This is a genomic window from Burkholderia ambifaria AMMD, from assembly GCF_000203915.1.
GTDB classification, from domain to species: domain Bacteria; phylum Pseudomonadota; class Gammaproteobacteria; order Burkholderiales; family Burkholderiaceae; genus Burkholderia; species Burkholderia ambifaria.
On record NC_008390.1, the window covers coordinates 103,303 to 125,495 of the forward strand.

General features: G+C 66.5%; 15 protein-coding genes. 12 read left to right on the plus strand and 3 right to left on the minus strand.

What is annotated here, in order from left to right; all coding sequences use genetic code 11:
• The first annotated feature begins 28 nt into the window (after positions 1 to 28).
• From BAMB_RS00465 to BAMB_RS00495, 7 genes are all read left to right on the plus strand, one after another.
• On the plus strand, positions 29 to 499 hold the full coding sequence (locus tag BAMB_RS00465) for a F0F1 ATP synthase subunit B (RefSeq protein ID WP_006751767.1): 471 nt from the start codon (positions 29 to 31) through the stop codon (positions 497 to 499).
• A gap of 2 nt (positions 500 to 501) precedes the next feature.
• Entirely contained in the window at positions 502 to 1,041 is a 540-nt protein-coding gene (locus BAMB_RS00470; protein ID WP_006756468.1) for a F0F1 ATP synthase subunit delta, read from the plus strand.
• Between the two features lie 44 nt (positions 1,042 to 1,085).
• The gene (gene atpA, locus BAMB_RS00475; protein WP_011655619.1) at positions 1,086 to 2,627 is read left to right on the plus strand and encodes a F0F1 ATP synthase subunit alpha; all 1,542 of its coding nucleotides are present in this window, start codon (positions 1,086 to 1,088) and stop codon (positions 2,625 to 2,627) included.
• Between the two features lie 69 nt (positions 2,628 to 2,696).
• Positions 2,697 to 3,572 (plus strand): F0F1 ATP synthase subunit gamma, encoded by an 876-nt coding sequence (atpG, locus tag BAMB_RS00480; RefSeq protein WP_006751770.1) that lies wholly within the window; start codon positions 2,697 to 2,699, stop codon positions 3,570 to 3,572.
• Between the two features lie 66 nt (positions 3,573 to 3,638).
• A complete protein-coding gene (gene atpD / locus BAMB_RS00485) occupies positions 3,639 to 5,033 on the plus strand; it encodes a F0F1 ATP synthase subunit beta (RefSeq protein WP_011655620.1) in 1,395 nt (464 codons plus the stop codon).
• A 244-nt stretch (positions 5,034 to 5,277) separates the two neighbouring features.
• Positions 5,278 to 5,703 (plus strand): F0F1 ATP synthase subunit epsilon, encoded by a 426-nt coding sequence (locus BAMB_RS00490; protein ID WP_006477288.1) that lies wholly within the window; start codon positions 5,278 to 5,280, stop codon positions 5,701 to 5,703.
• 257 nt (positions 5,704 to 5,960) lie between these two features.
• Positions 5,961 to 7,688, plus strand: a complete 1,728-nt coding sequence (locus tag BAMB_RS00495; protein WP_011655621.1) for an AMP-binding protein — start codon at positions 5,961 to 5,963, stop codon at positions 7,686 to 7,688.
• A gap of 714 nt (positions 7,689 to 8,402) precedes the next feature.
• On the opposite strand, the gene BAMB_RS00500 is transcribed toward BAMB_RS00495, so the two are convergent.
• Positions 8,403 to 9,215: a transporter substrate-binding domain-containing protein gene (locus BAMB_RS00500; RefSeq protein ID WP_011655622.1), complete on the minus strand. Its 813-nt coding sequence runs from the start codon at positions 9,213 to 9,215 to the stop codon at positions 8,403 to 8,405.
• 149 nt (positions 9,216 to 9,364) lie between these two features.
• On the opposite strand from BAMB_RS00500, the gene hemE reads away from it, so the two are divergent.
• The 4 genes from hemE to BAMB_RS00520 all read left to right on the plus strand — a co-directional run bounded on the left by hemE (position 9,365) and on the right by BAMB_RS00520 (position 18,676).
• Complete coding sequence (hemE, locus tag BAMB_RS00505) at positions 9,365 to 10,459, plus strand: uroporphyrinogen decarboxylase (RefSeq protein ID WP_041491061.1); 1,095 nt, start codon at positions 9,365 to 9,367, stop codon at positions 10,457 to 10,459.
• 448 nt (positions 10,460 to 10,907) lie between these two features.
• On the plus strand, positions 10,908 to 13,169 hold the full coding sequence (locus tag BAMB_RS00510) for a primosomal protein N' (protein ID WP_011655624.1): 2,262 nt from the start codon (positions 10,908 to 10,910) through the stop codon (positions 13,167 to 13,169).
• Positions 13,170 to 13,519: 350 nt separating this feature from the next.
• Positions 13,520 to 17,452 (plus strand): trifunctional transcriptional regulator/proline dehydrogenase/L-glutamate gamma-semialdehyde dehydrogenase, encoded by a 3,933-nt coding sequence (gene putA / locus BAMB_RS00515; protein ID WP_011655625.1) that lies wholly within the window; start codon positions 13,520 to 13,522, stop codon positions 17,450 to 17,452.
• Positions 17,453 to 17,536: 84 nt separating this feature from the next.
• Positions 17,537 to 18,676 (plus strand): branched-chain amino acid ABC transporter substrate-binding protein, encoded by a 1,140-nt coding sequence (locus BAMB_RS00520; RefSeq protein WP_011655626.1) that lies wholly within the window; start codon positions 17,537 to 17,539, stop codon positions 18,674 to 18,676.
• A 181-nt stretch (positions 18,677 to 18,857) separates the two neighbouring features.
• Here the strand turns inward: BAMB_RS00520 and BAMB_RS00525 are convergent, their stop codons facing one another.
• Positions 18,858 to 19,526, minus strand: a complete 669-nt coding sequence (locus BAMB_RS00525; RefSeq protein ID WP_011655627.1) for an FMN-dependent NADH-azoreductase — start codon at positions 19,524 to 19,526, stop codon at positions 18,858 to 18,860.
• 113 nt (positions 19,527 to 19,639) lie between these two features.
• Between BAMB_RS00525 and BAMB_RS00530 the strand changes: the two genes are divergently transcribed.
• Complete coding sequence (locus BAMB_RS00530; RefSeq protein ID WP_011655628.1) at positions 19,640 to 20,491, plus strand: LysR substrate-binding domain-containing protein; 852 nt, start codon at positions 19,640 to 19,642, stop codon at positions 20,489 to 20,491.
• A gap of 34 nt (positions 20,492 to 20,525) precedes the next feature.
• Here BAMB_RS00530 and BAMB_RS00535 read toward each other — a convergent pair whose 3' ends face one another.
• Positions 20,526 to 22,178, minus strand: coding sequence for an acyl-CoA dehydrogenase family protein (locus BAMB_RS00535; protein ID WP_011655629.1), 1,653 nt, complete (start codon positions 22,176 to 22,178; stop codon positions 20,526 to 20,528).
• Positions 22,179 to 22,193 lie beyond the last annotated feature (15 nt).

Sequence of the window (22,193 nt, forward strand, 5' to 3'; positions counted from 1 at the left end):
TTTTCCGGATAGCAGATAAGGAAACACCGTGAATCTCAACGCAACTCTGTTTGCGCAAATGGTCGTGTTCCTGGTCCTCGCGTGGTTCACGATGAAATTCGTGTGGCCGCCGTTGATCAACGCCCTCGACGAACGTTCGAAGAAGATCGCCGACGGCCTCGCCGCCGCGGAGAAGGGCAAGGCGGAACTCGACGCAGCGCACAAGCGCGTGGACCAGGAACTCGCGCAGGCCCGCAACGACGGCCAGCAGCGCATCGCCGACGCTGAAAAGCGTGCCCAGGCGGTCGCCGAGGAAATCAAGGCCAACGCCCAGGCTGAAGCCGCCCGCATCGTCGCCCAGGCGAAAGCGGAAGCAGAACAGCAAATCGTGAAGGCGCGCGAAGCGCTGCGTGGCGAAGTCGCCTCGCTGGCCGTGAAGGGCGCCGAGCAGATCCTGAAGCGCGAAGTCGATCAAACGGCCCACGCCCAACTGCTGAATCAACTGAAAGCCGAGCTCTGATCATGGCCGAACTTGCAACCATCGCCCGCCCTTACGCAGAAGCGCTGTTCCGCGTGGCCGAGGGAGGTGACATCGCCGCCTGGTCCACGCTCGTGCAAGAGCTGGCCCAGGTTGCGCGTCTGCCGGAAGTGCTGTCGGTCGCGTCGAGCCCGAAGGTGACGCGCACGCAAGTGGTCGAGCTGCTGCTTGCTGCGGTGAAGTCGCCGGTCGCGGCCGGCGCGGAAGCGAAGAACTTCGTGCAGATGCTGGTCGACAATCATCGTATCGCGCTGCTGCCGGAAATTGCCGAGCAGTTCGAGGCGCTCAAGAACGAACGTGAAGGTGCAGCCGACGCCGAGATCGTGAGCGCGTTCCCGCTGAACGGCGCGGATCTCGAAAGTCTCGTCTCTGGCCTCGAACGCAAGTTCAAGCGCAAGCTGAAGCCGACGGTCGAAGTCGATTCGTCGCTGATCGGCGGCGTGCGCGTGACGGTCGGCGACGAAGTGCTCGACACCTCGGTTCGCGCGCGCCTCGCATCGATGCAGGCTGCCTTGACCGCCTGAGCGCCACGCCGGCACGCAACAGAATTGACTATCAGGAGCGAATAATGCAACTCAATCCCTCTGAGATCAGCGAGCTGATCAAGAGCCGGATCCAGGGCCTTGAAGCGAGCGCAGACGTTCGCAACCAGGGCACCGTGATCTCCGTGACCGACGGTATCGTGCGCATCCACGGCCTGTCGGACGTGATGCAGGGCGAAATGCTCGAGTTTCCGGGCAACACGTTCGGCCTCGCGCTGAACCTCGAGCGCGACTCGGTCGGCGCTGTGATTCTCGGCGAATACGAACACATCTCGGAAGGCGACGTCGTCAAGACGACGGGCCGCATTCTCGAAGTTCCGGTGGGTCCGGAACTCGTCGGCCGCGTGGTCGACGCGCTCGGCAACCCGATCGACGGCAAGGGCCCGGTCAACGCGAAGCTGACCGACGCGATCGAAAAGATCGCTCCGGGCGTGATCTGGCGTAAGTCGGTGTCGCAGCCGGTGCAGACGGGCATCAAGTCGATCGACGCGATGGTGCCGATCGGCCGTGGCCAGCGTGAGCTGATCATCGGCGACCGTCAGTGCGGCAAGACCGCGGTGGCGATCGACGCGATCATCAACCAGAAGGGCAAGGACCTGGTCTGTATCTACGTCGCGATCGGCCAGAAGGCTTCGTCGATCATGAACGTGGTGCGCAAGCTCGAAGAAACGGGCGCGATGGAATACACGATCGTCGTCGCCGCTTCGGCTTCGGATTCGGCCGCGATGCAATACCTCGCACCGTACGCCGGCTGCACGATGGGCGAATACTTCCGCGACCGCGGTCAAGACGCGCTGATCATCTATGACGACTTGACCAAGCAAGCCTGGGCATACCGTCAGATCTCGCTGCTGCTGCGCCGCCCGCCGGGCCGTGAAGCCTACCCGGGTGACGTGTTCTATCTGCACTCGCGTCTGCTCGAGCGTGCTGCTCGCGTGTCGGAAGAGTACGTCGAGAAGTTCACGAACGGCGAAGTGAAGGGCAAGAGCGGCTCGCTGACGGCACTGCCGGTCATCGAAACGCAGGCTGGCGACGTGACCGCGTTCGTTCCGACGAACGTGATCTCGATCACCGACGGCCAGATCTTCCTGGAAACCGACCTGTTCAACGCAGGCATCCGCCCGGCAATCAACGCCGGCGTGTCGGTGTCGCGAGTCGGTGGCGCCGCTCAGACGAAGGTCGTGAAGAAGCTGTCGGGCGGTATCCGTACCGACCTCGCGCAGTACCGTGAACTGGCCGCATTCGCGCAGTTCGCATCGGACCTCGACGAAGCGACCCGCAAGCAGCTCGAGCGCGGCCGCCGCGTGACGGAACTGCTGAAGCAGCCGCAGTACCAGCCGCTGCAGGTGTGGGAACTGGCCGTGTCGCTGTACGCCGCGAACAACGGCTACCTCGACGATCTCGACGTGAAGCAAGTGCTCCCGTTCGAGAAGGGCCTGCGCGACAACCTGAAGACCAGCCACGCTGACCTCATCAAGCGCATCGAAGACACCAAGGATCTCTCGAAGGACGACGAAGGCGCGCTGCGCGCGGCGATCGAGTCCTTCAAGAAGTCGGGTGCCTATTGATCCGCGAGTGACACACTGAGGCCGCGCGGGTGCTGATGCGCCCGCGCCGCTTCGGTCAAGGAGCAAGCTATGGCTGGAATGAAGGAAATTCGCGGCAAGATCAAGAGCGTGCAAAACACGCGCAAGATCACGAAGGCGATGGAGATGGTGGCCGCATCGAAGATGCGCCGCGCGCAGGAACGCATGCGCGCCGCTCGTCCGTACGCGGACAAGGTCCGAGCCATCGCCGCGCACATGAGCCGTGCGAACCCGGAGTACCGCCACCCGTTCATGGTGGCGAACGACGGCGCGACGACGGCCGGCATCATCCTTGTCACGACGGACAAGGGTCTGTGCGGTGGTCTGAACACCAACGTGCTGCGTGCGACGGTGCAGAAGTTCAAGGAGCTGGAAGAGAAGGGCCAGAAGGTCGAAGCCACTGCGATCGGTAGCAAGGGCCTCGGGTTCCTGAACCGCTTCGGCGCGAAGGTGATGTCGCAGGTCGTGCACCTCGGCGACACCCCGCATCTGGACAAGCTGATCGGCGCCGTGAAGACGCAGCTCGACCTGTACTCGGAAGGCAAGCTGTCGGCGGTTTATATCGCTTACACGCGCTTCGTCAACACGATGAAGCAGGAAGCCGTGATCGAGCAGTTGCTGCCGCTGTCGTCGGAGCACTTCGAGGCCGATGACGGTACGCCGGCCACGTCGTGGGATTACATCTACGAGCCGGACGCGCAGGCAGTCGTCGACGAACTGCTCGTGCGTTACGTCGAGGCGCTGGTTTACCAGGCTGTCGCGGAGAACATGGCGTCCGAGCAATCGGCGCGGATGGTCGCGATGAAGGCCGCGTCCGACAACGCGAAGACGGTGATCAGCGAACTGCAGCTCGTATACAACAAGAGCCGCCAGGCCGCGATTACGAAAGAACTGTCGGAGATCGTCGGCGGCGCAGCCGCTGTTTAAGCGCGCGCCCGGGACGACAACTGCGCCTTTGCGCGAGTAAAGAATCAGGTATTTAAAGGAAAAGCGATGAGTACTGCTGCTTTGGTAGAAGGCAAGATCGTACAGTGCATCGGCGCCGTTATCGACGTGGAATTCCCGCGCGAAAGCATGCCGAAGATCTACGACGCGCTCATTCTCGATGGCTCGGAACTGACGCTCGAAGTCCAGCAGCAGCTGGGTGACGGCGTGGTCCGTACCATTTGTCTGGGTGCATCCGACGGCCTGCGCCGCGGCCTGACCGTGAAGAACACGGCAAAACCGATTTCGGTGCCGGTCGGCAAGCCGACCCTCGGCCGAATCATGGACGTGCTCGGCCGTCCGATCGACGAAGCTGGCCCGATCGAAAGCGAAGTGACGCGTTCGATCCACCAGAAGGCTCCGGCGTTCGACGAACTGTCGCCGTCGACCGAACTGCTCGAAACGGGTATCAAGGTCATCGACCTGATCTGCCCGTTCGCGAAGGGCGGCAAGGTTGGCCTGTTCGGCGGTGCTGGCGTGGGCAAGACCGTCAACATGATGGAGCTCATCAACAACATCGCGAAGGAACACGGCGGTTACTCCGTGTTCGCGGGCGTGGGCGAGCGTACCCGTGAAGGGAACGACTTCTACCACGAAATGAAGGACTCGAACGTTCTCGACAAGGTCGCGCTGGTGTACGGCCAGATGAACGAGCCGCCGGGCAACCGTCTGCGCGTCGCGCTGACCGGCCTGACGATGGCCGAGCACTTCCGTGACGAAGGCCTCGACGTGCTGTTCTTCGTCGACAACATCTACCGTTTCACGCTGGCCGGTACCGAAGTGTCGGCACTGCTCGGCCGTATGCCGTCGGCAGTGGGCTATCAGCCGACGCTGGCTGAAGAAATGGGCAAGCTGCAGGAACGCATCACGTCGACCAAGAAGGGCTCGATTACGTCGGTTCAGGCCGTGTACGTCCCTGCGGATGACTTGACCGACCCGTCGCCGGCCACGACCTTCGGCCACCTGGACGCGACCGTCGTTCTGTCGCGTGACATCGCTTCGCTGGGTATCTACCCGGCGGTCGACCCGCTCGACTCGACGTCGCGCCAGATCGACCCGAACGTGATCGGTGAAGAGCACTACTCGATCACGCGTCGCGTTCAGCAGACGCTGCAGCGCTACAAGGAACTGCGCGACATCATCGCGATTCTGGGCATGGACGAACTGTCGCCGGAAGACAAGCTGTCGGTCGCACGTGCGCGTAAGATCCAGCGTTTCCTGTCGCAGCCGTTCCACGTCGCTGAAGTGTTCACGGGTTCGCCGGGCAAGTACGTGCCGCTGAAGGAAACGATCCGTGGCTTCAAGATGATCGTCGACGGCGAGTGCGACCACCTGCCGGAACAGGCGTTCTACATGGTCGGCACGATCGACGAAGCCTTCGAAAAGGCCAAGAAGATCTCGTAAGGGGCGGGCGTAACGCGGCGGGCGCCGTGCGTCCGCGATGGATACCATGATGGTATCTTTTCGCGGATCGGAGCCCACGCGACACGCTCAACTCGCCGTGCATGGGATCGGAGTCAGCGCGCAAGTGTCCGCTCCGATCGACCGCCGCGAGGAAAGAGTAAGCGCTGAAGCGCCAACTCTTTCCAAGCGCGGCATGGGACGGGAGTAAGCGCTAAAGCGCCAACTCCCGTCGGCAGGAGTCGATATGGCAACCATCAAAGTAGACGTCGTCAGCGCGGAAGAGCAGATCTTCTCGGGTGAGGCGAAATTCGTCGCGCTGCCGGGCGAAACGGGTGAGCTGGGCATTCTGCCGGGTCACACGCCGCTGATCACGCGGATTCGTCCGGGTGCGGTGCGCATCGAAGTCGAGGGCGGCAACGACGAATTCGTGTTCGTCGCGGGCGGCATTCTCGAAGTGCAGCCGGGCGCCGTGACGGTGCTCGCCGACACCGCGATCCGCGGCAAGGACCTCGATGCGGCGAAAGCCGAGGAAGCGCGCAAGCGTGCCGAGGAAACGCTGCAGAACGCGAAGTCGGACCTCGACCTCGCAAAGGCGCAATCCGAGCTCGCGACCGCGATGGCGCAGCTTGAGGCGATCCAGCGCCTCGCGAAGATTCGCAGCCGGCACTAAGCCGCGCGCGCGTATCCCGCGAAAGGAAGCAGCCTTCGGGCTGCTTTTTTTTCGTCCGTCGTTTTCGTCTGTTTTTTTTCGGGCCGGATCGTATCGTCCGGTCGTGCTATTTCATCCGTCGGCCGCGATTTGATGTCAGAGTGTCGTCAGCGGCGCGCGGCATCATGCGTGCAGAGGCGGTCCGCCGCGATCGCGGCGGAGCAGGCGCGCGTGAGCCGCGTGCCGGGCCGATCGGACAAAAACGGACGGAGACATCGATGGCAGCAGACCTTGACGTGGGGGCGCTGATCGCGCCCGAAAACGGACTGTCGTACGTGCGCGGCGCGACCGACGTGCCGCTATCCGAAGCGACGATCAGCCGGTTCCTGCTCGACACCGCCGGCCGTTTTCCCGATCGTCCGGCCGTCGTGTTCCGCGAACAACAGGTGCGCTGGACCTGGCGCGAGTTCGTGCAGGAGGTCGACGTGCTCGCGGCCGGCCTGGCCGCGCTCGGGATCGTGAAGGGCGATTGCGTCGGCATCTGGTCGCCGAACCGCAGCGAATGGCTGCTTACGCAATTCGCGACCGCGCGCATCGGCGCGGTCCTCGTCAACATCAATCCGGCCTACCGGCTCGCGGAACTCGAATACGCGCTGAACAAGGTCGGCTGCAAGGCCGTGATCGCGGCCGAGCGCTTCAAGACGTCGGCCTACGTCGAGATGCTGCAGACCATCGCGCCGGAGCTCGCGAGCGCGACGCCGGGCGACCTGCGGGCGGCGCGCGTGCCGAGCCTGCGCACGGTCGTGTCGATGGGCGACGTCGCGCCGGCCGGCATGTTCCGCTTCGCCGACGTGATGGCGCGCGGCCGCGACACGCTCGACGTCGCGCGGCTCGATGCGATCGGCGCGACGCTCGCGGCCACCGATCCGATCAACATCCAGTTCACGAGCGGCACGACCGGCAGCCCGAAGGGCGCGACGCTCGCGCACCGCAACGTCGTCAACAACGCGCGCTTCATCGCGATGGCGATGCGGTTCAGCGAGCAGGACGCGCTGTGCATCCCGGTGCCGCTGTATCACTGCTTCGGGATGGTGCTGGCCGTGCTCGCGTGCGTATCGACGGGCGCGGCGATGGTATTCCCCGGCGAGGCGTTCGACCCGGTCGCGACGCTCGCGGCCGTCGCCGACGAACGCTGCACCGCGCTGCATGGCGTGCCGACGATGTTCATCGCGGAACTCGATCATCCGGAATTCGCGAAATTCGACCTGTCGACGCTGCGCACCGGGATCATGGCCGGCTCGCCGTGCCCGATCGAGACGATGAAGCGCGTCGTGTCGCAGATGCATCTGTCCGAGATCACGATCGCGTACGGGATGACGGAGACGAGCCCCGTGTCGTTCCAGAGCTCGACCGACGATCCGCTCGAGAAGCGCACGACGACGGTCGGCCGCATTCAGCCGCATCTGGAAGTGAAGATCGTCGATCCGGAAGGGCGCATCGTGCCGGTCGGCGCGACGGGCGAGCTGTGCACGAAGGGCTATTCGGTGATGCTCGGCTACTGGGACGACGACGCGAAGACGCGCGAGGTGCTGGTCGACGGCTGGATGCACACGGGCGATCTCGCGACGCTCGATGCGGACGGCTATTGCAACATCGTGGGCCGGCTGAAGGACATGGTGATCCGCGGCGGCGAGAACGTGTACCCGCGCGAGATCGAGGAATTCCTGTTCAGGCATCCGAAGATTCAGAGCGCGCAGGTGTTCGGCGTGCCCGATGCGAAGTACGGCGAGGAGCTGTGCGCGTGGATCGTGCTGCGTGCGGACGAGCAGATGTCGGAGGACGACGTGCGCGCGTTCTGCAATGGCCAGATCGCGCACTACAAGATTCCGCGCTACATCCGCTTCGTCGACGAGCTGCCGATGACGGTGACGGGCAAGGTGCAGAAGTTCGTGATGCGCGAACGGATGATCGAGGAACTCAAGCTCGACGTGCAGAAGACCGCTTGAAACGACGGGCGGCCCGGAGGCGGAAAAGCGCGGCGGCCTTCGGGCCGCCCGATGCGGGCCGCTGCGTTTTCGATGGACGAAAAAAAGCGGGCTTATTAGCCCGCTAAAAACCACACGCTACGGGGTTAGCGCGAGGAGACCAAAGATGAAACCGTGTCCGGCGGGGGCCGGAAACGACTCCAACAGGGATGCCCCTCGGAAGGGCTTCGGTACGTGACCGACTGGCTCGCAGCGCTTCGCGTCCGCTCACACTTGGCACACGAGACCGCATCCGTGTTGAAACCGTTGAGGCCCATTGTGGGCGAATTAATGACCCCTCGCGGTAACAAAGTGTTTCAGGTTGTAACGCCCGCCAGATAAGGCTTTCCGGGATTTTTTGCTGTTTTCGGGATCCTGAAAATGGTCATATTTACTTATCCTTTCCGCAGAGTTTTCATCGTGTGCGCGCAATGCGTTTTTCATGCGTATCGGCATCAGCGAATTGCCGATTTACACGACCGAACGTGCATCGCATGACAGCTACCGTGTATGACGATTCATTCGTCGGAAAGATTTTGAAACGTGATCGGCGGCCGCGATAGTCGGCCATTCGGCCAGTTTCACGATTTTGCGACCGCCGCGTCCCGCGCCGAGATGTAACGGCGCTTCGCATTCGATGAGAGGGACGCGGGGTCGGTGCGCGTTATCGGCGGCCGTTGCCGTGCGCGATCGCGCTTATTTCAGCCACTTGTCGGAGATCGACTGGTACTCGCCGCTCGACAGCGCGAGGTGCAGCCACTGGTCGACGTACTGCTGGAACGCGACGTCGCCGCGGGGCACCATGTACGCCTTTTCGCCGAACTGGAACGGCTTGTCCGGATGCACCGAGCAGAGGCCCGGATTCAGCTTTTGCTGCAGCATCGTCTCGGACGCGTCCGTCACCATCACGTCCGCCTTACCCGCGAGGATCTGCTTGAAGATCGTCACGTTGTCCGGATAGACGGTGAGGTTCGCGTGCGTGAAGAACTGCTTCGCGAAGCGCTCGTTGGTGCCGCCCGGGTTCACGATCACGCGGGTCTCGGGCCGGTCGATCTGCGCGACGGTCTGGTACTTGTCTGCATCCGCGCAGCGCGCGATCGCCGTCTTGCCGTCGACCACGTATGGCTGCGTGAAGAACACGCGCTTCTGGCGCTCGAGCGTGGTCGATACGCCGCCCACCGCGATATCGCACTTCGCGACGAAGTCGTTGGTGAGGTTCGACCAGCTCGTCTTCACGAACTGGGCCTTCACGCCGAGCGATTTCGCGAGCGATTCGGCCATGTCGATGTCGATGCCCTCGAAGCGGCCGTCCGTGCGGTAGTACGAATACGGCTTGTAGTCGCCTGTCGTGCACACGCGCAGCGTGCCGCGGGCGAGCACGTCGTCGAGTCGCGAGCCGGCGTTGGCGCCGGCGACCGGGGACGCGGCTGCGGCGGTCTGAGCGTGCGCGGCGGCGCAGCAAAGCAGGGTGGCGGCGGCAAGCGCGGCCAGCGGGGCGAATGTCTTCATCGGTCTCCTCCTTCGTTCGGGTTGATATCAGCGTCCGATCATAACGGAGCCCTCGCGCGCGTCATATGGCCGCCATCGCATCGGCATACGCGGCGGCACGGCCCCGCTCCGGTAAAATGCCGCTTTGCCTTCGCATCGTCGCTCCTACCGTGGCCCATAACCTGCTCAACGACACCTTCCTGCGTGCGCTTCTGCGCGAGCCGACCGACTACACGCCGATCTGGCTGATGCGCCAGGCCGGCCGCTACCTGCCCGAATACAACGCGACGCGCGCACGCGCCGGCAGCTTCCTCGGCCTCGCGAAGAATCCCGACTACGCGACCGAGGTGACGCTGCAGCCGCTCGAGCGCTTCCCGCTCGACGCCGCGATCCTGTTCTCGGACATCCTGACGATTCCCGACGCAATGGGTCTCGGCCTCGACTTCCAGGTCGGCGAAGGGCCGAAGTTCGCGCATCCGGTGCGCACCGAGGCCGACGTCGCGAAGCTCGCGGTGCCGGACATCGAAGCGACGCTCGGCTACGTGACGGGCGCCGTGCGCGAGATCCGCCGCGCGCTGACCGACGGCCAGGGCCGCCAGCGCGTGCCGCTGATCGGCTTCTCGGGCAGCCCGTGGACGCTCGCGTGCTACATGGTCGAAGGCGGCGGGTCGGACGATTTCCGCACGGTGAAGTCGATGGCGTATTCGCGCCCCGACCTGATGCACCGGATCCTCGACGTGAACGCGCAGGCCGTGGCCGCGTACCTGAACGCGCAGATCGAAGCCGGCGCGCAGGCCGTGATGATCTTCGATACGTGGGGCGGCGCGCTGGCGGACGGCGCGTACCAGCGCTTCTCGCTCGACTACATCCGCCGCGTGGTCGGCCAGCTCAAGCGCGAGCACGACGGCGAGCGCGTGCCGGTGATCACGTTCACGAAGGGCGGCGGGCTGTGGCTCGAGGAAATCGCGGCGACCGGCGTCGACGCGGTCGGGCTCGACTGGACGGTGAACCTCGGCGCCGCGCGCGAGCGCGTCGCGGGGCGCGTCGCGCTGCAGGGCAACCTCGACCCGACGATCCTGTTTGCACCGCCGGCCGCGGTGCGCGAGCAGGCGCGCGCGGTACTCGACAGCTACGGCAATCATCCGGGCCACGTATTCAACCTCGGCCACGGCATTTCGCAGTTCACGTCGCCGGATCACGTCGCCGAACTCGTCGACGAAGTGCATAGCCACAGCCGCAAGATCCTTAGCGGAGCGGCGGTCTGAGCGCAAGCGCCGTCATGCTGCACCGCGGCGTGACGGCGTTTCGCGGTCGGCACTAAACAGGGCGCAAGCCCGCACCGGTTGCCGATTCATCGCTTGTCAAGACTTGACTTATGCACATTTTCCACGTTGCAGCGCGGTAGAGCCCTGTATCGGTCGAATTGTCTCGCTATGGTTTGGGAATTTGAATAGCAGCCTTATGGAATAAGGCTTCGCGGGATGCGGCAGCGAGCGGGCCAAATCGGCGGAAAGCACGGCCCCGCGCGCTTTGCGGCTGTTGAACGGCGAGTTCTCAACAAAGTTATCCACAGGCAGTTCAGGGTATACGGCGATTCCTAATGCGAATCCAAAACTTAGCGCCGAATCTGAAGTTTTACTTTAAGTTCGCCACCTTGACGCGAACGTGGGCGCCGGCCGTTCGTGCGCCGCGAACCGCCGCCGGAGCGCGCTGATGGCCGATACCTACCTGCGCGTCGCGCTCGACCACCCGCTTGCCACCCTGTTCGACTACCGCTGCGACGTCCAGCCGGCGCCCGAGCCCGGCACGCTCGTCCAGGTGCCGTTCGGCAAGCGGCAGGTCGTCGGGCTCGTCTGCGAAGTGACGACTCACACCGACGTGCCGCCGTCGCGGTTGCGCGGGATCGACGCCATCTGTACCGAACTGCCGCCGCTGGCGCCCGACTGGCTCGCGCTCGTATCGTTCGCGGCCGACTACTACCAGCGCGGCCGCGGCGAAGTCGCGCTGCCGGCGTTGCCGCAGGCGTTGCGCGATGCGCAGCGCTGGGGGCGGCTGCTGGCGCCGGAGGTGCGCTACCGGCTGAGCGAAGCCGGCCGCGCCGCGCTTCCCGACGCACTGCCCGCGCGCGGGGCCGCGCTGCGACGGCTCGCACAGGCGCTCGCCGACACCGATTCGCTGACGTTGCCCGACGTGCGCGCGTTGCACCCGAAGGCGGCCGCCACGCTCGACGACTGGGCGGCGCGCGGCTGGGTCGCGATCGAGGAGATCGGCTGGGCCGATGCGCCTGTGCCCAAAGCTGTGGATAACCTGTCGACAACCAGTGGACGAGCTGTGCCGCCGGCGCTCACCGACCAGCAGGCCGAGGCGCTCGACGCGATCCGCGCCGCGCAGGGTTTCGCGCCGTTCCTGCTGCACGGCGTGACGGGCAGCGGCAAGACCGAGGTCTATCTGCATGCGCTTGCCGCGCTGCTCGACGCGCGGCCCGACGCGCAGGCGCTCGTGCTCGTGCCCGAAATCAACCTGACGCCACAGTTCGAGGCCGCGTTTCGCGCGCGCTTCGCGGGCACGCTCGCGGACGACGCGATCGTCACGCTGCACAGCGGGCTCGCCGAGGGCGAACGTGCGCGCAACTGGCTCGCCGCGCACACGGGCCGCGCGCGGATCGTGCTCGGCACGCGGCTCGCGGTGCTCGCGTCGCTGCCGACGCTCGCGCTGATCGTCGTCGACGAGGAGCACGAGCCCGCGTACAAGCAGCAGGAAGGGTTGCGCTATTCGGCGCGCGATCTCGCGGTGTGGCGCGCGAAGCATCTCGGCATTCCGGTCGTGCTCGGCTCGGCGACGCCGTCGCTCGAAAGCTGGTGGCAGGCCGAGCAGGGGCGCTATACGCGGCTCACGCTGTCGCGCCGCGCGGTGGCCGACGCGACGCTGCCCACCGTGCGGCTGATCGATCTCGAAGAGGAGCGGCGGCGCGGGCGCGCGTCGCTGGGCGGGCTGTCGGGGCCGCTCGTCGCGGCGCTGAAGGCGCGGCTCGAGCGCGGCGAACAGAGCCTCGTGTTCCTGAACCGGCGCGGTTACGCGCCGCAGCTCGCGTGCGACGCGTGCGGCTGGGTCGCCGGTTGCCCGCGCTGCAGCGCCTACGTCGTGCTGCACAAGCCCGAGCATGCGCTGCGCTGCCATCACTGCGGCTGGGAAGCGCGTATTCCGCGCTCGTGCCCGGAATGCGGGAACGTCGACATCGCGCCGCTCGGGCGCGGCACGCAGCGCATCGAGGAGGCGCTTGCCGAGGCCGTGACGGGCGCGCGGATCCTGCGGATCGACGCGGACAGCACACGACGCAAGGGCAGCGCGCAGGCGTTGTTCTCGGACGTGCACGCCGGTGAAGTCGACATCCTGGTCGGCACGCAGATGATCGCGAAGGGGCACGACTTCCAGCGCGTGTCGCTCGTCGGCGTGCTCAATGCGGACACCGCGCTGTTCTCGCACGACTTCCGCGCGAGCGAGCGGCTGTTCGCGCAGCTGATGCAGGTGAGCGGTCGCGCCGGGCGCGCCGGGCTACCCGGCGAGGTGCTGGTGCAGACGCGTTATCCGCGTCACGCGCTGTATCACGCGCTCGGCCGGCAGGATTACGTCGGCTTCGCGAATTCGACGCTCGGCGAGCGCCGCGACGCGCACCTGCCGCCGTTCGTCTACCAGGCGCTGCTGCGCGCCGAAGGACGCACGCTCGACGCGGCGCTCGCGTTCCTGCTGCAGGCCGCCGCCGCGCTGCCGGGGCTGCCAGGCGCCGATCGGGTGACCGTATACGACGCGGTGCCGATGACGATCGTGAAGGTCGCGAACGTCCACCGCGCGCAACTGCTGCTCGAAAGCGCGTCGCGGGCGGCGCTGCAGCATGCGCTGCGGGCCTGGCTCCCCGAGCTGCGCGCGCTGAAGGGCGTCCATCGGTGGAACCTCGAGGTCGATCCGCTCGATATCTGATCCGAGCGGCGCGGGCCGCGCGCCATCATCTGTTCACGCGAGCCGGCTGTCGAGACTCTCTCCCACCCGCTTGCGGCACCCGTCCAGCCGCCCAGTGCAACCGTTTTCGCTCTCCGCCCGGCACCCCGCGGGTTGCCCACGCGCGCCAAATCGGCCCGATCAGGGAAAACACCGATCCGCCGACCACGGGCAACCCCTAGGTTGCAACGATCTAAGTGGCTGATTATATTGGCTAACTTGTGGGTGCAACCAATCTCGCAATTCGGTTGCACCTTTTTATTGCGTGCCGTAGGATTTCGCGCATCCTCTCACACCACATTGCCGGGCCCGCACCGGCGCACGAACCCACCATGGCAAGCACGACTCTCGGCGTCAAAGTCGACGACCTTCTCCGCTCGCGCCTGAAAGACGCGGCCGCGCGTCTCGAGCGCACTCCCCACTGGCTGATCAAGCAGGCGATCTTCGCGTATCTCGAGCGGATCGAGCACGGCCAGTTGCCGCCCGAGCTGTCGGGCCACAGCGGCGTGACGGAGCTCGCCGACGGTCAGGCGACGGACAGCGACGACGACAACTCGCCGCATCCGTTCCTCGAGTTCGCGCAGAACGTGCAGCCGCAATCGGTGCTGCGCGCGGCGATCACGGCCGCGTATCGCCGACCCGAGCCGGAATGCGTGCCGTTCCTGCTGGGCCAGGCGCGCCTGCCGGCCAACTTGCAAGCGGACGCGCAGGCGCTCGCGACGACGCTCGTCGAGGCGCTGCGCGAGAAGAACTCGGGCGGCGGCGTCGAAGGGCTGATCCACGAGTTCTCGCTGTCGAGCCAGGAAGGCGTCGCGCTGATGTGTCTCGCCGAAGCGCTGCTGCGCATCCCCGATCGCGCGACGCGCGATGCGCTGATCCGCGACAAGATCAGCAAGGGCGACTGGCGCTCGCACGTCGGCCACGCGCCGTCGCTGTTCGTGAACGCGGCGACCTGGGGGCTGATGATCACCGGCAAGCTCGTGACGACCAACAGCGAAGCGGGCCTGTCGTCGGCGCTCACGCGCCTGATCGGCCGCGGCGGCGAGCCGCTGATCCGCAAGGGCGTCGACATGGCGATGCGCCTGATGGGCGAGCAGTTCGTCACCGGCGAGACGATTTCCGAGGCGCTCGCGAACAGCCGCAAGTACGAAGCGCGCGGCTTCCGCTACTCGTACGACATGCTCGGCGAAGCGGCGACGACCGAAGAGGACGCGCTGCGCTACTACGCGTCGTACGAGCAGGCGATCCACGCGATCGGCAAGGCGGCCGGCGGCCGCGGCATCTACGAAGGCCCGGGCATCTCGATCAAGCTGTCGGCGCTGCACGCGCGCTACGCGCGCTCGCAGCAGGACCGCACGATGAGCGAGCTGCTGCCGCGCGTGCGCGCGCTGGCGCTGCTCGCGCGTCGCTATGACATCGGCCTGAACATCGACGCGGAAGAAGCCGACCGTCTCGAACTGTCGCTCGACCTGCTCGAGGCGCTGTGCTTCGATCCGGAGCTCGCGGGCTGGAACGGCATCGGCTTCGTCGTGCAGGGATACCAGAAGCGCTGCCCGTTCGTGATCGACTACCTGATCGATCTCGCGCGCCGCAGCCGTCACCGCCTGATGATCCGCCTGGTCAAGGGCGCGTACTGGGACAGCGAAATCAAGCGCGCGCAGGTCGACGGCCTCGAAGGCTATCCGGTCTACACGCGCAAGATCTACACGGACGTGTCCTACCTCGCGTGCGCGAAGAAGCTGCTCGCGGCGCCGGACGCCGTCTACCCGCAGTTCGCGACGCACAACGCGTACACGCTGGCCGCGATCTATCACCTCGCCGGCCACAACTACTACCCGGGCCAGTACGAATTCCAGTGCCTGCACGGGATGGGCGAGCCGCTGTACGAGGAAGTCACGGGCCGCGACAAGCTGAACCGCCCGTGCCGCGTGTACGCGCCGGTCGGCACGCATGAAACGCTGCTCGCGTACCTGGTGCGCCGCCTGCTGGAGAACGGCGCGAACACGTCGTTCGTGAACCGCATCGCCGATAAGACCGTGTCGGTGAAGGAACTGGTCGCCGATCCGGTCGACGAGGCGTCGAAGGTCGTGCCGCTCGGCGCGCCGCACGCGAAGATCCCGCTGCCGCGCCACCTGTACGGCGACGAGCGTCCCAACTCGATGGGCCTCGACCTGTCGAACGAACACCGCCTCGCGTCGCTGTCGTCCGCGCTGCTCGCGAGTGCGCATCATCCGTGGCGCGCGGCGCCGATGCTCGCCGACGACGCGCTCGCCGACGCACCGGCGCGCGACGTGCGCAACCCGGCCGACCTGCGCGACGTGGTCGGCACGGTCAGCGAAGCGACGGCCGAACACGTGAGCGCGGCGCTCGCGCATGCGGTGGCTGCCGCGCCGATCTGGCAGGCGACGCCGGTCGATGCGCGCGCCGACTGCCTGGTGCGCGCGGCCGACCTGCTCGAAGCGCAGATGCACACGCTAATGGGTCTGATCGTGCGCGAGGCCGGCAAGTCGCTGCCGAACGCGATCGCCGAAATCCGCGAGGCCGTCGACTTCCTGCGCTACTACGCGGCGCAGATCCGCGACGAATTCTCGAACGACACGCACCGTCCGCTCGGCCCCGTGGTCTGCATCAGCCCGTGGAACTTCCCGCTCGCGATCTTCATGGGCCAGGTGGCCGCTGCACTGGCAGCCGGCAATACGGTGCTCGCGAAGCCGGCCGAACAGACGCCGCTGATCGCCGCACAAGCCGTGCGCCTGCTGCGCGAGGCCGGCGTGCCGGCCGGCGCGGTGCAGTTGCTGCCGGGCACCGGCGAGACCGTCGGCGCGGCGCTGGTCGCCGATTCGCGCACGCGCGCGGTGATGTTCACCGGCTCGACCGAAGTGGCGCGCCTGATCAACAAGACGCTGTCCGCGCGCCTCGACCCGGACGGCAAGCCGATTCCGCTGATCGCGGAAACGGGCGGCCAGAACGCGATGATCGTCGACTCGTCGGCGCTCGCGGAGCAGGTGGTCGCGGACGTGCTGCAGTCGTCGTTCGACTCGGCCGGTCAACGGTGTTCGGCGCTGCGCGTTCTGTGTCTGCAGGACGACGTCGCGGACCGCACGCTGACGATGCTCAAGGGCGCGATGCACGAGCTGGCGCTCGGCAACCCGGACCGTTTGTCGACCGACGTCGGCCCGGTGATCGACGCCGAAGCGAAGCAGACGATCGACACGCACGTCGCGACGATGACGGACAAGGGCCACACGGTCACGCAGCTGCCGGCGCCGGAAGCCTGTGCGCACGGTACGTTCGTGCCGCCGACGCTGATCGAGATCGGCAGCATCGACGAGCTCAAGCGCGAGGTGTTCGGCCCCGTGCTGCACGTCGTGCGCTACCGCCGCAATCAACTCGACAAGCTGCTCGAGCAGATCCGCGCGACCGGTTACGGGCTGACGCTCGGCATCCATACGCGGATCGACGAGACGATCGCGCACGTGATCTCGAACGCGCACGTCGGCAACATCTACGTGAACCGCAACGTGATCGGCGCGGTGGTCGGCGTGCAGCCGTTCGGCGGCGAAGGGCTATCGGGTACGGGCCCGAAGGCCGGCGGCGCGCTGTACCTGCAGCGCCTGCTCGCGACGCGTCCGTCGGGCCTGCCGCGCTCGCTCGCGCAGATGCTGATCGCGGACGGCGCGGTCGAAGGCGACTCGCGCGGCAACCCGGCGGCGGCGCTCACCGCGCTGCGCGACTGGCTGATCGAGCAGCGCGAACCGGCGCTGGCCGCGCGCTGCGACGGCTATCTGGCGCAGGTGCCGGCCGGCGCGACCGCGGTGCTGACCGGCCCGACGGGCGAGCGAAACACGTATACACTCGGCCCGCGCGGCACGGTGCTGTGCGTCGCGGCGACGCCGAGCGGTGCGCGTGCGCAGTTCGCGGCGGTGCTGGCGACGGGCAACCGCGCATTGTTCGCCGGTGCGGCGGGCGAGGCGCTGGTCGCGGCGCTGCCGGCCGCGCTGAAGGCGCATGCGGCCGTGCGCAAGCAGCCCGACGCGCCGTTCGACGCGGTGCTGTTCGAAGGCGACAGCGACGAACTGCAGACGCTCGTGAAGGACGTCGCGCAGCGGCCGGGCCCGATCGTGTCGGTGCAGGGCGTGTCGGCGGGCGCGTTCGAGAACGGCGACGCGGAAGACTACGCGCTCGAGCGGCTGCTGACCGAGCGCTCGGTCAGCGTGAACACGGCCGCGGCGGGCGGCAATGCGAATTTGATGACGATCGGCTGACCATCCTTGCCGTTCGGATCAAACAAAGGAAGCGGCAAGGCGATCCCGAAGCCGCTCCATTTACCCTGGTACCAAGGAGATGCTATGCAACACACGATGAAAAAGGTGGCAGGCGCGACGTTCGTCGCTGTCATGTCGCTGGCGGGGACGGCCCATGCGGACGACGTGAAGATCGGTTACGCAGGGCCGATGACGGGCGCCCAGGCTCACTACGGCAAGGATATGCAGAACGGGATCGCGCTCGCGCTGGAAGACTTCAACGCGACGAACCCGAAGATCGGCGGCAAGCCGGTGAAGTTCATGCTCGAGACGCAGGACGACCAGGCTGACCCGCGCACCGGCACGACGGTTGCGCAGAAGCTCGTCGATGACGGCATCAAGGGCATGCTCGGCCACTTCAACTCGGGCACGACGATCCCGGCCTCGCGCATCTACGCGAACGCCGGCATTCCGGAAATCGCGATGGCGACGGCGCCGGAATACACGCAGCAGGGTTACAAGACGACCTTCCGCATGATGACGTCCGACACGCAGCAGGGCTCGGTGGCGGGCACGTTCGCGTCGAAGGATCTCGGCATGAAGAAGATCGCGATCGTCGACGACCGCACGGCTTACGGCCAGGGTCTCGCCGACCAGTTCGAGAAGGCTGCGAAGGCCGGCGGCGCGACGATCGTCGACCGTGAGTTCACGAACGACAAGGCCGTCGACTTCAAGGCGATCCTGACCAAGCTGAAGGCGGCGAAGCCGGATCTCGTCTACTACGGCGGCGCGGATTCGCAGGCAGCGCCGATGGTCAAGCAGATGAAGGCGCTCGGCATGAGCGCACCGTTGATGAGCGGCGAAATGGTGAAGACGCCGACGTTCCTGAAGATCGCGGGCAACGCGGCCGAAGGCACGATCGCATCGCTGGCGGGCCTCCCGCTCGACGAAATGCCGGGCGGCAAGTCGTACGCGGAGAAGTACAAGAAGCGCTTCGGCGAAGACGTGCAGACCTACTCGCCGTACGCATACGACGGCGCGATGGCGATGCTGAACGCGATGAAGAAGGCCGATTCGACCGATCCGGCGAAGTACCTGCCGGTGCTCGCGAAGACCGACATGGCCGGCGTCACGTCGACCCACGTCGCGTACGACGCGAAGGGCGACCTGAAGAACGGCGGCATCACGATGTACAAGGTCGAGAAGGGCGAGTGGAAGCCGCTGAAGAGCATCGGCGGCAAGTAAGCACGATGATGGTATGACGGGGGTTCGCGGCGCCGTGAAACGGGAGTTTTGCGGTGTCGGCCGCCGGCGTCGAACGCCCGCTGCAAGCGCGATGCGCTTGTGGCGGGCGTTTTTTCGTCTGCAATGATTTTCGATCGCCGACGACCGCACGCTGCTCGGCGATCTCCCGCCATTGGCCGGTTCAGCCGTCAACCGAAGCCGACGCTGCCGATGATGACGAAGCCGCGTGTGCCAGCGTCACGGCCCGTTCGCGCGCAGCCTCTCTGCCCGCGTGATCGATTTCAGGTCCAAACAGTGTTTTCTCGACGACGATCGATTCGATGTCCGTGATACCGATGAAGCGCAGCCACGCTTCGAGAAACGGCCGCTGAAAGTCGAACGACTCGGCGGGCGTGCTCGACTGCCTTGAATAGTCGAGGCCTCTCGCATAGATCACGACGGCTTTCTTGCGGTTCAGCAATCCCGCCAACCCGCGCTCGTCATATGAGAACAGGATGCCGCGGTGGGACACGGCATCGATGAAATGCTTGAGCTTGTAGGGGATGGAAAAATTCCACAGCGGCACGGAGAACAACAGCGTATCCGCGTCGTGCATCCGCTGCGCCAGCCGCCGAAAACCTGCCCACGCTTGCTGCTGGCCTTCGCTGAGCGGCGTGCCGCTCAAGTCCGCGTATTTGGCATCGAGCGCATCGCCGTCGAGTTCGGGCAAGTGCGTCGCCCACAGGTCGAGCACGTCGACCCGATGCTCCGGATGCGCGTCGCGCCAGGCGTCGAGATACGCGTGCGCGACGTCGAGCGATGCGGACCGCGACTTGCGCGGGGACGATTCGATATGCAGCAAGGTCGGCATGGAACCACTCCTGACAGGTTGACGGCCCTCATCAGAACATAGTTCGATTCAAAATATAAACGAAGTATCATCGCGCTAATCAGTAGCATTCGCACTATATGGCGGGGCGTCTCATGTTCGATACCGTTTTGCTGCGCTCTTTCGTGGCCGTCGTCCAGGAAGGCGGGTTTACGCATGCCGCGGCCCGTCTGAATCTGACGCAGTCCGCGGTCAGCGCGCATCTGCGGCGCCTGGAAAAACAGATCGGCCGTGACCTGCTCGTGCGCACCACCCGCTCGGTCACGCTCACAGTGGACGGCGAACTGCTGCTCGGTTACGCACGCGCCATCCTCGCGCTCAATCAGGATGCGCGGGCGCAGCTGATGCGCGAACCGAGCGCTGGCACGATCCGCGTGGGTCTGTCGGAAGACCTCGCCAATGTCAGGCTGATGCATGTGATGCAGGCGTTTGCCGTGCGGTACCCGCGCATCGCATTCAGCATCAGGGTCGGCATCCCGGGCGAACTGCTCCAGGCGCTGGATCACGGTGAACTGGATGTGGTGATGGGTGGACGCTGCCACGACGGGCCCACCGGACGCGTGCTCTGGCGCGAGCCGCTCGTGTGGGCCGGTGCGGATTGGGCGTCGCTCACGCCTGGCGCACCGGTGCCGATTGCGCTGTTGCCGGAACCGTGCCCGTATCGTGAGGCCGCGCTGGCAGCACTGGCCCGCGCGCGCGTGGATTACCGGATCGTGCTCGTGTCCCCGAGCAGCGCCGGCCTGTGCGCCGCCGCGCACGCGGGCTTTGCGGTGACGCCGATCGTGCACACGCAACTGGCGCACGGCTTGCGTGCGATCCCGCCGGATGCCGGCCTGCCGGCCCTGCCCGATGTCGAGTTCACGATGTTCGCGGCGCCGGGCGCGTCGGCCCGGGTTGTCGATGAACTGGGCAACGCGATCGTGCTGGCATTCGCGCACAAAGGATGACGACGATCATCGCGGCGACCGGGGCGGGAGGCCCTCAAGCCGGATAGGCCCGTTGCAGCAACGCGGCGACGTCGAGCGCATGCGGATCGAAGCCGCCTGCAATCCGCCCCCACGACGATTCACCCAGCCGCGTCGCGACGAACGCGTCGGCGACGGCCGCGGGCGCGTCACGCCGCAGCAGGCACGCCTGCGCGACGAGCGCGAGCCGCTGCGCGAACAGGCGGGCCGACGCCTCGAGCGTGTCGGCCGGCGCCGCGAGCATCGCGCGCAGCGCATCGAGCGCCGCGCGGATGCGCGGTTCGCCCGCGCCGAGGTCGGTCAGTTCGGCGAGCAGCGCCGCGGCCGCGTCGGGTTCGCGCGACACCGCGCGCAGCACGTCGAGGCACATCACGTTGCCGGAGCCTTCCCAGATCGAGTTGACCGGCGCTTCGCGGAACAGCCGCGCGATCGGGCCGTCGTCGACGTAGCCGTTGCCGCCGAACACCTCCATCACCTCGCCGGTCAGCTCGACCGCGCGCTTGCAGACCCAGAACTTCGCGGCGGGCGTGACGATCCGTTTCCACGCGCGTTCGCGCGGCGAGTCGTCGCGTTCGAACGCGTCGGCGAGCCGCATCGCGAGCGCGAGCGCGGCCTCGCTTTCGAGCGCGAGATCGGCGAGCACGGTGCGCATCAGCGGCTGCTCGGCGAGCGCGCGGCCGAACGCATGGCGCTGGCGCGTGTACGCGATCGCCTGCACGACGCCCTGGCGCAGCATCGCCGCGCTGCCGAGCACGCAGCTCAGCCGCGTGTAGGTGGCCATCTCGATGATGGTCGGAATGCCGCGGCCTTCGTCGCCGAGCATGATGCCCCACGCGTCGTTCAGCTCGATCTCGCTGCTCGAGTTGCTGCGGTTGCCGACCTTGTTCTTCAGCCGCTGGATCTCGACCGCGTTCTTCGTGCCGTCCGGCCGCCAGCGCGGCACGTAGAAGCACGACGGGCCACCGGCCTCGGTGCGCGCGACGACCAGGTGCGCGTCGCACATCGGCGCGGAGAAGAACCACTTGTGGCCGCGCAGCCGGTATTCGCCGCCGCGCCCGCCCGCGCCGACGGCAGTCGCGAGCGTCGTGTTCGCGCGCACGTCGGAGCCGCCCTGTTTCTCGGTCATCCCCATGCCGAACCAGATCGAGCGCTTGTCGGCGACCGGCACGTCGCGCGGATCGTAGTCGTCGCTGTACAGCTTGTCGCGCAGCAGGTTCCACAGCGCGGGCTCCTTCTGCAGCACCGGAATCGCGGCCTGCGTCATCGTCGCCGGGCACAGCGTGCCGGCCTCGATCTGGCCGTGCAGGTAGAAGCCGGCGGCGCTCGCGGCCCAGCGGCCGGGGCGCGTATCGCGGAACGGGAGCGACACGAAGCCTTCGTGGCGGTACAGGCCGAGCAGCGTGTGCCAGGCCGGATGGAAGTCGACGCGGTCGATGCGCCGGCCGCGCCGGTCGAACGCGTTCAGCTCCGGCGTGTGGCGGTTCGCTTCGTCGGCGAGCTGTGCGGTGTCGGCGCTGCCAAGGCGCGCGCCGTATGCGTCGAGCTGCGGCACGGCCCAGTCGGCGCCCGCGCGGGCCAGCGCGTCGCGCAGCGCGATGTCGGTGGCGAAGAGGTTATAGTCGACCAGTTCGTCGAACTGGTTCGTGACTGCATGGTTCGACTCGGTCATCGGGCTGTCTCCGGT

Excerpts from the sequence above, each read along its gene's own strand:
- BAMB_RS00500 (WP_011655622.1), bottom strand. The coding sequence starts at position 9,215 with ATGAAGACATTCGCCCCGCTGGCCGCGCTTGCCGCCGCCACCCTGCTT.
- BAMB_RS00495 (WP_011655621.1), top strand. The coding sequence starts at position 5,961 with ATGGCAGCAGACCTTGACGTGGGGGCGCTGATCGCGCCCGAAAACGGA.
- BAMB_RS00490 (WP_006477288.1), top strand. The coding sequence starts at position 5,278 with ATGGCAACCATCAAAGTAGACGTCGTCAGCGCGGAAGAGCAGATCTTC.
- BAMB_RS00525 (WP_011655627.1), bottom strand. The coding sequence starts at position 19,526 with ATGCCGACCTTGCTGCATATCGAATCGTCCCCGCGCAAGTCGCGGTCC.
- BAMB_RS00510 (WP_011655624.1), top strand. The coding sequence starts at position 10,908 with ATGGCCGATACCTACCTGCGCGTCGCGCTCGACCACCCGCTTGCCACC.
- putA (WP_011655625.1), top strand. The coding sequence starts at position 13,520 with ATGGCAAGCACGACTCTCGGCGTCAAAGTCGACGACCTTCTCCGCTCG.
- BAMB_RS00530 (WP_011655628.1), top strand. The coding sequence starts at position 19,640 with ATGTTCGATACCGTTTTGCTGCGCTCTTTCGTGGCCGTCGTCCAGGAA.
- BAMB_RS00535 (WP_011655629.1), bottom strand. The coding sequence starts at position 22,178 with ATGACCGAGTCGAACCATGCAGTCACGAACCAGTTCGACGAACTGGTC.
- BAMB_RS00520 (WP_011655626.1), top strand. The coding sequence starts at position 17,537 with ATGCAACACACGATGAAAAAGGTGGCAGGCGCGACGTTCGTCGCTGTC.
- BAMB_RS00470 (WP_006756468.1), top strand. The coding sequence starts at position 502 with ATGGCCGAACTTGCAACCATCGCCCGCCCTTACGCAGAAGCGCTGTTC.
- atpA (WP_011655619.1), top strand. The coding sequence starts at position 1,086 with ATGCAACTCAATCCCTCTGAGATCAGCGAGCTGATCAAGAGCCGGATC.
- atpG (WP_006751770.1), top strand. The coding sequence starts at position 2,697 with ATGGCTGGAATGAAGGAAATTCGCGGCAAGATCAAGAGCGTGCAAAAC.
- atpD (WP_011655620.1), top strand. The coding sequence starts at position 3,639 with ATGAGTACTGCTGCTTTGGTAGAAGGCAAGATCGTACAGTGCATCGGC.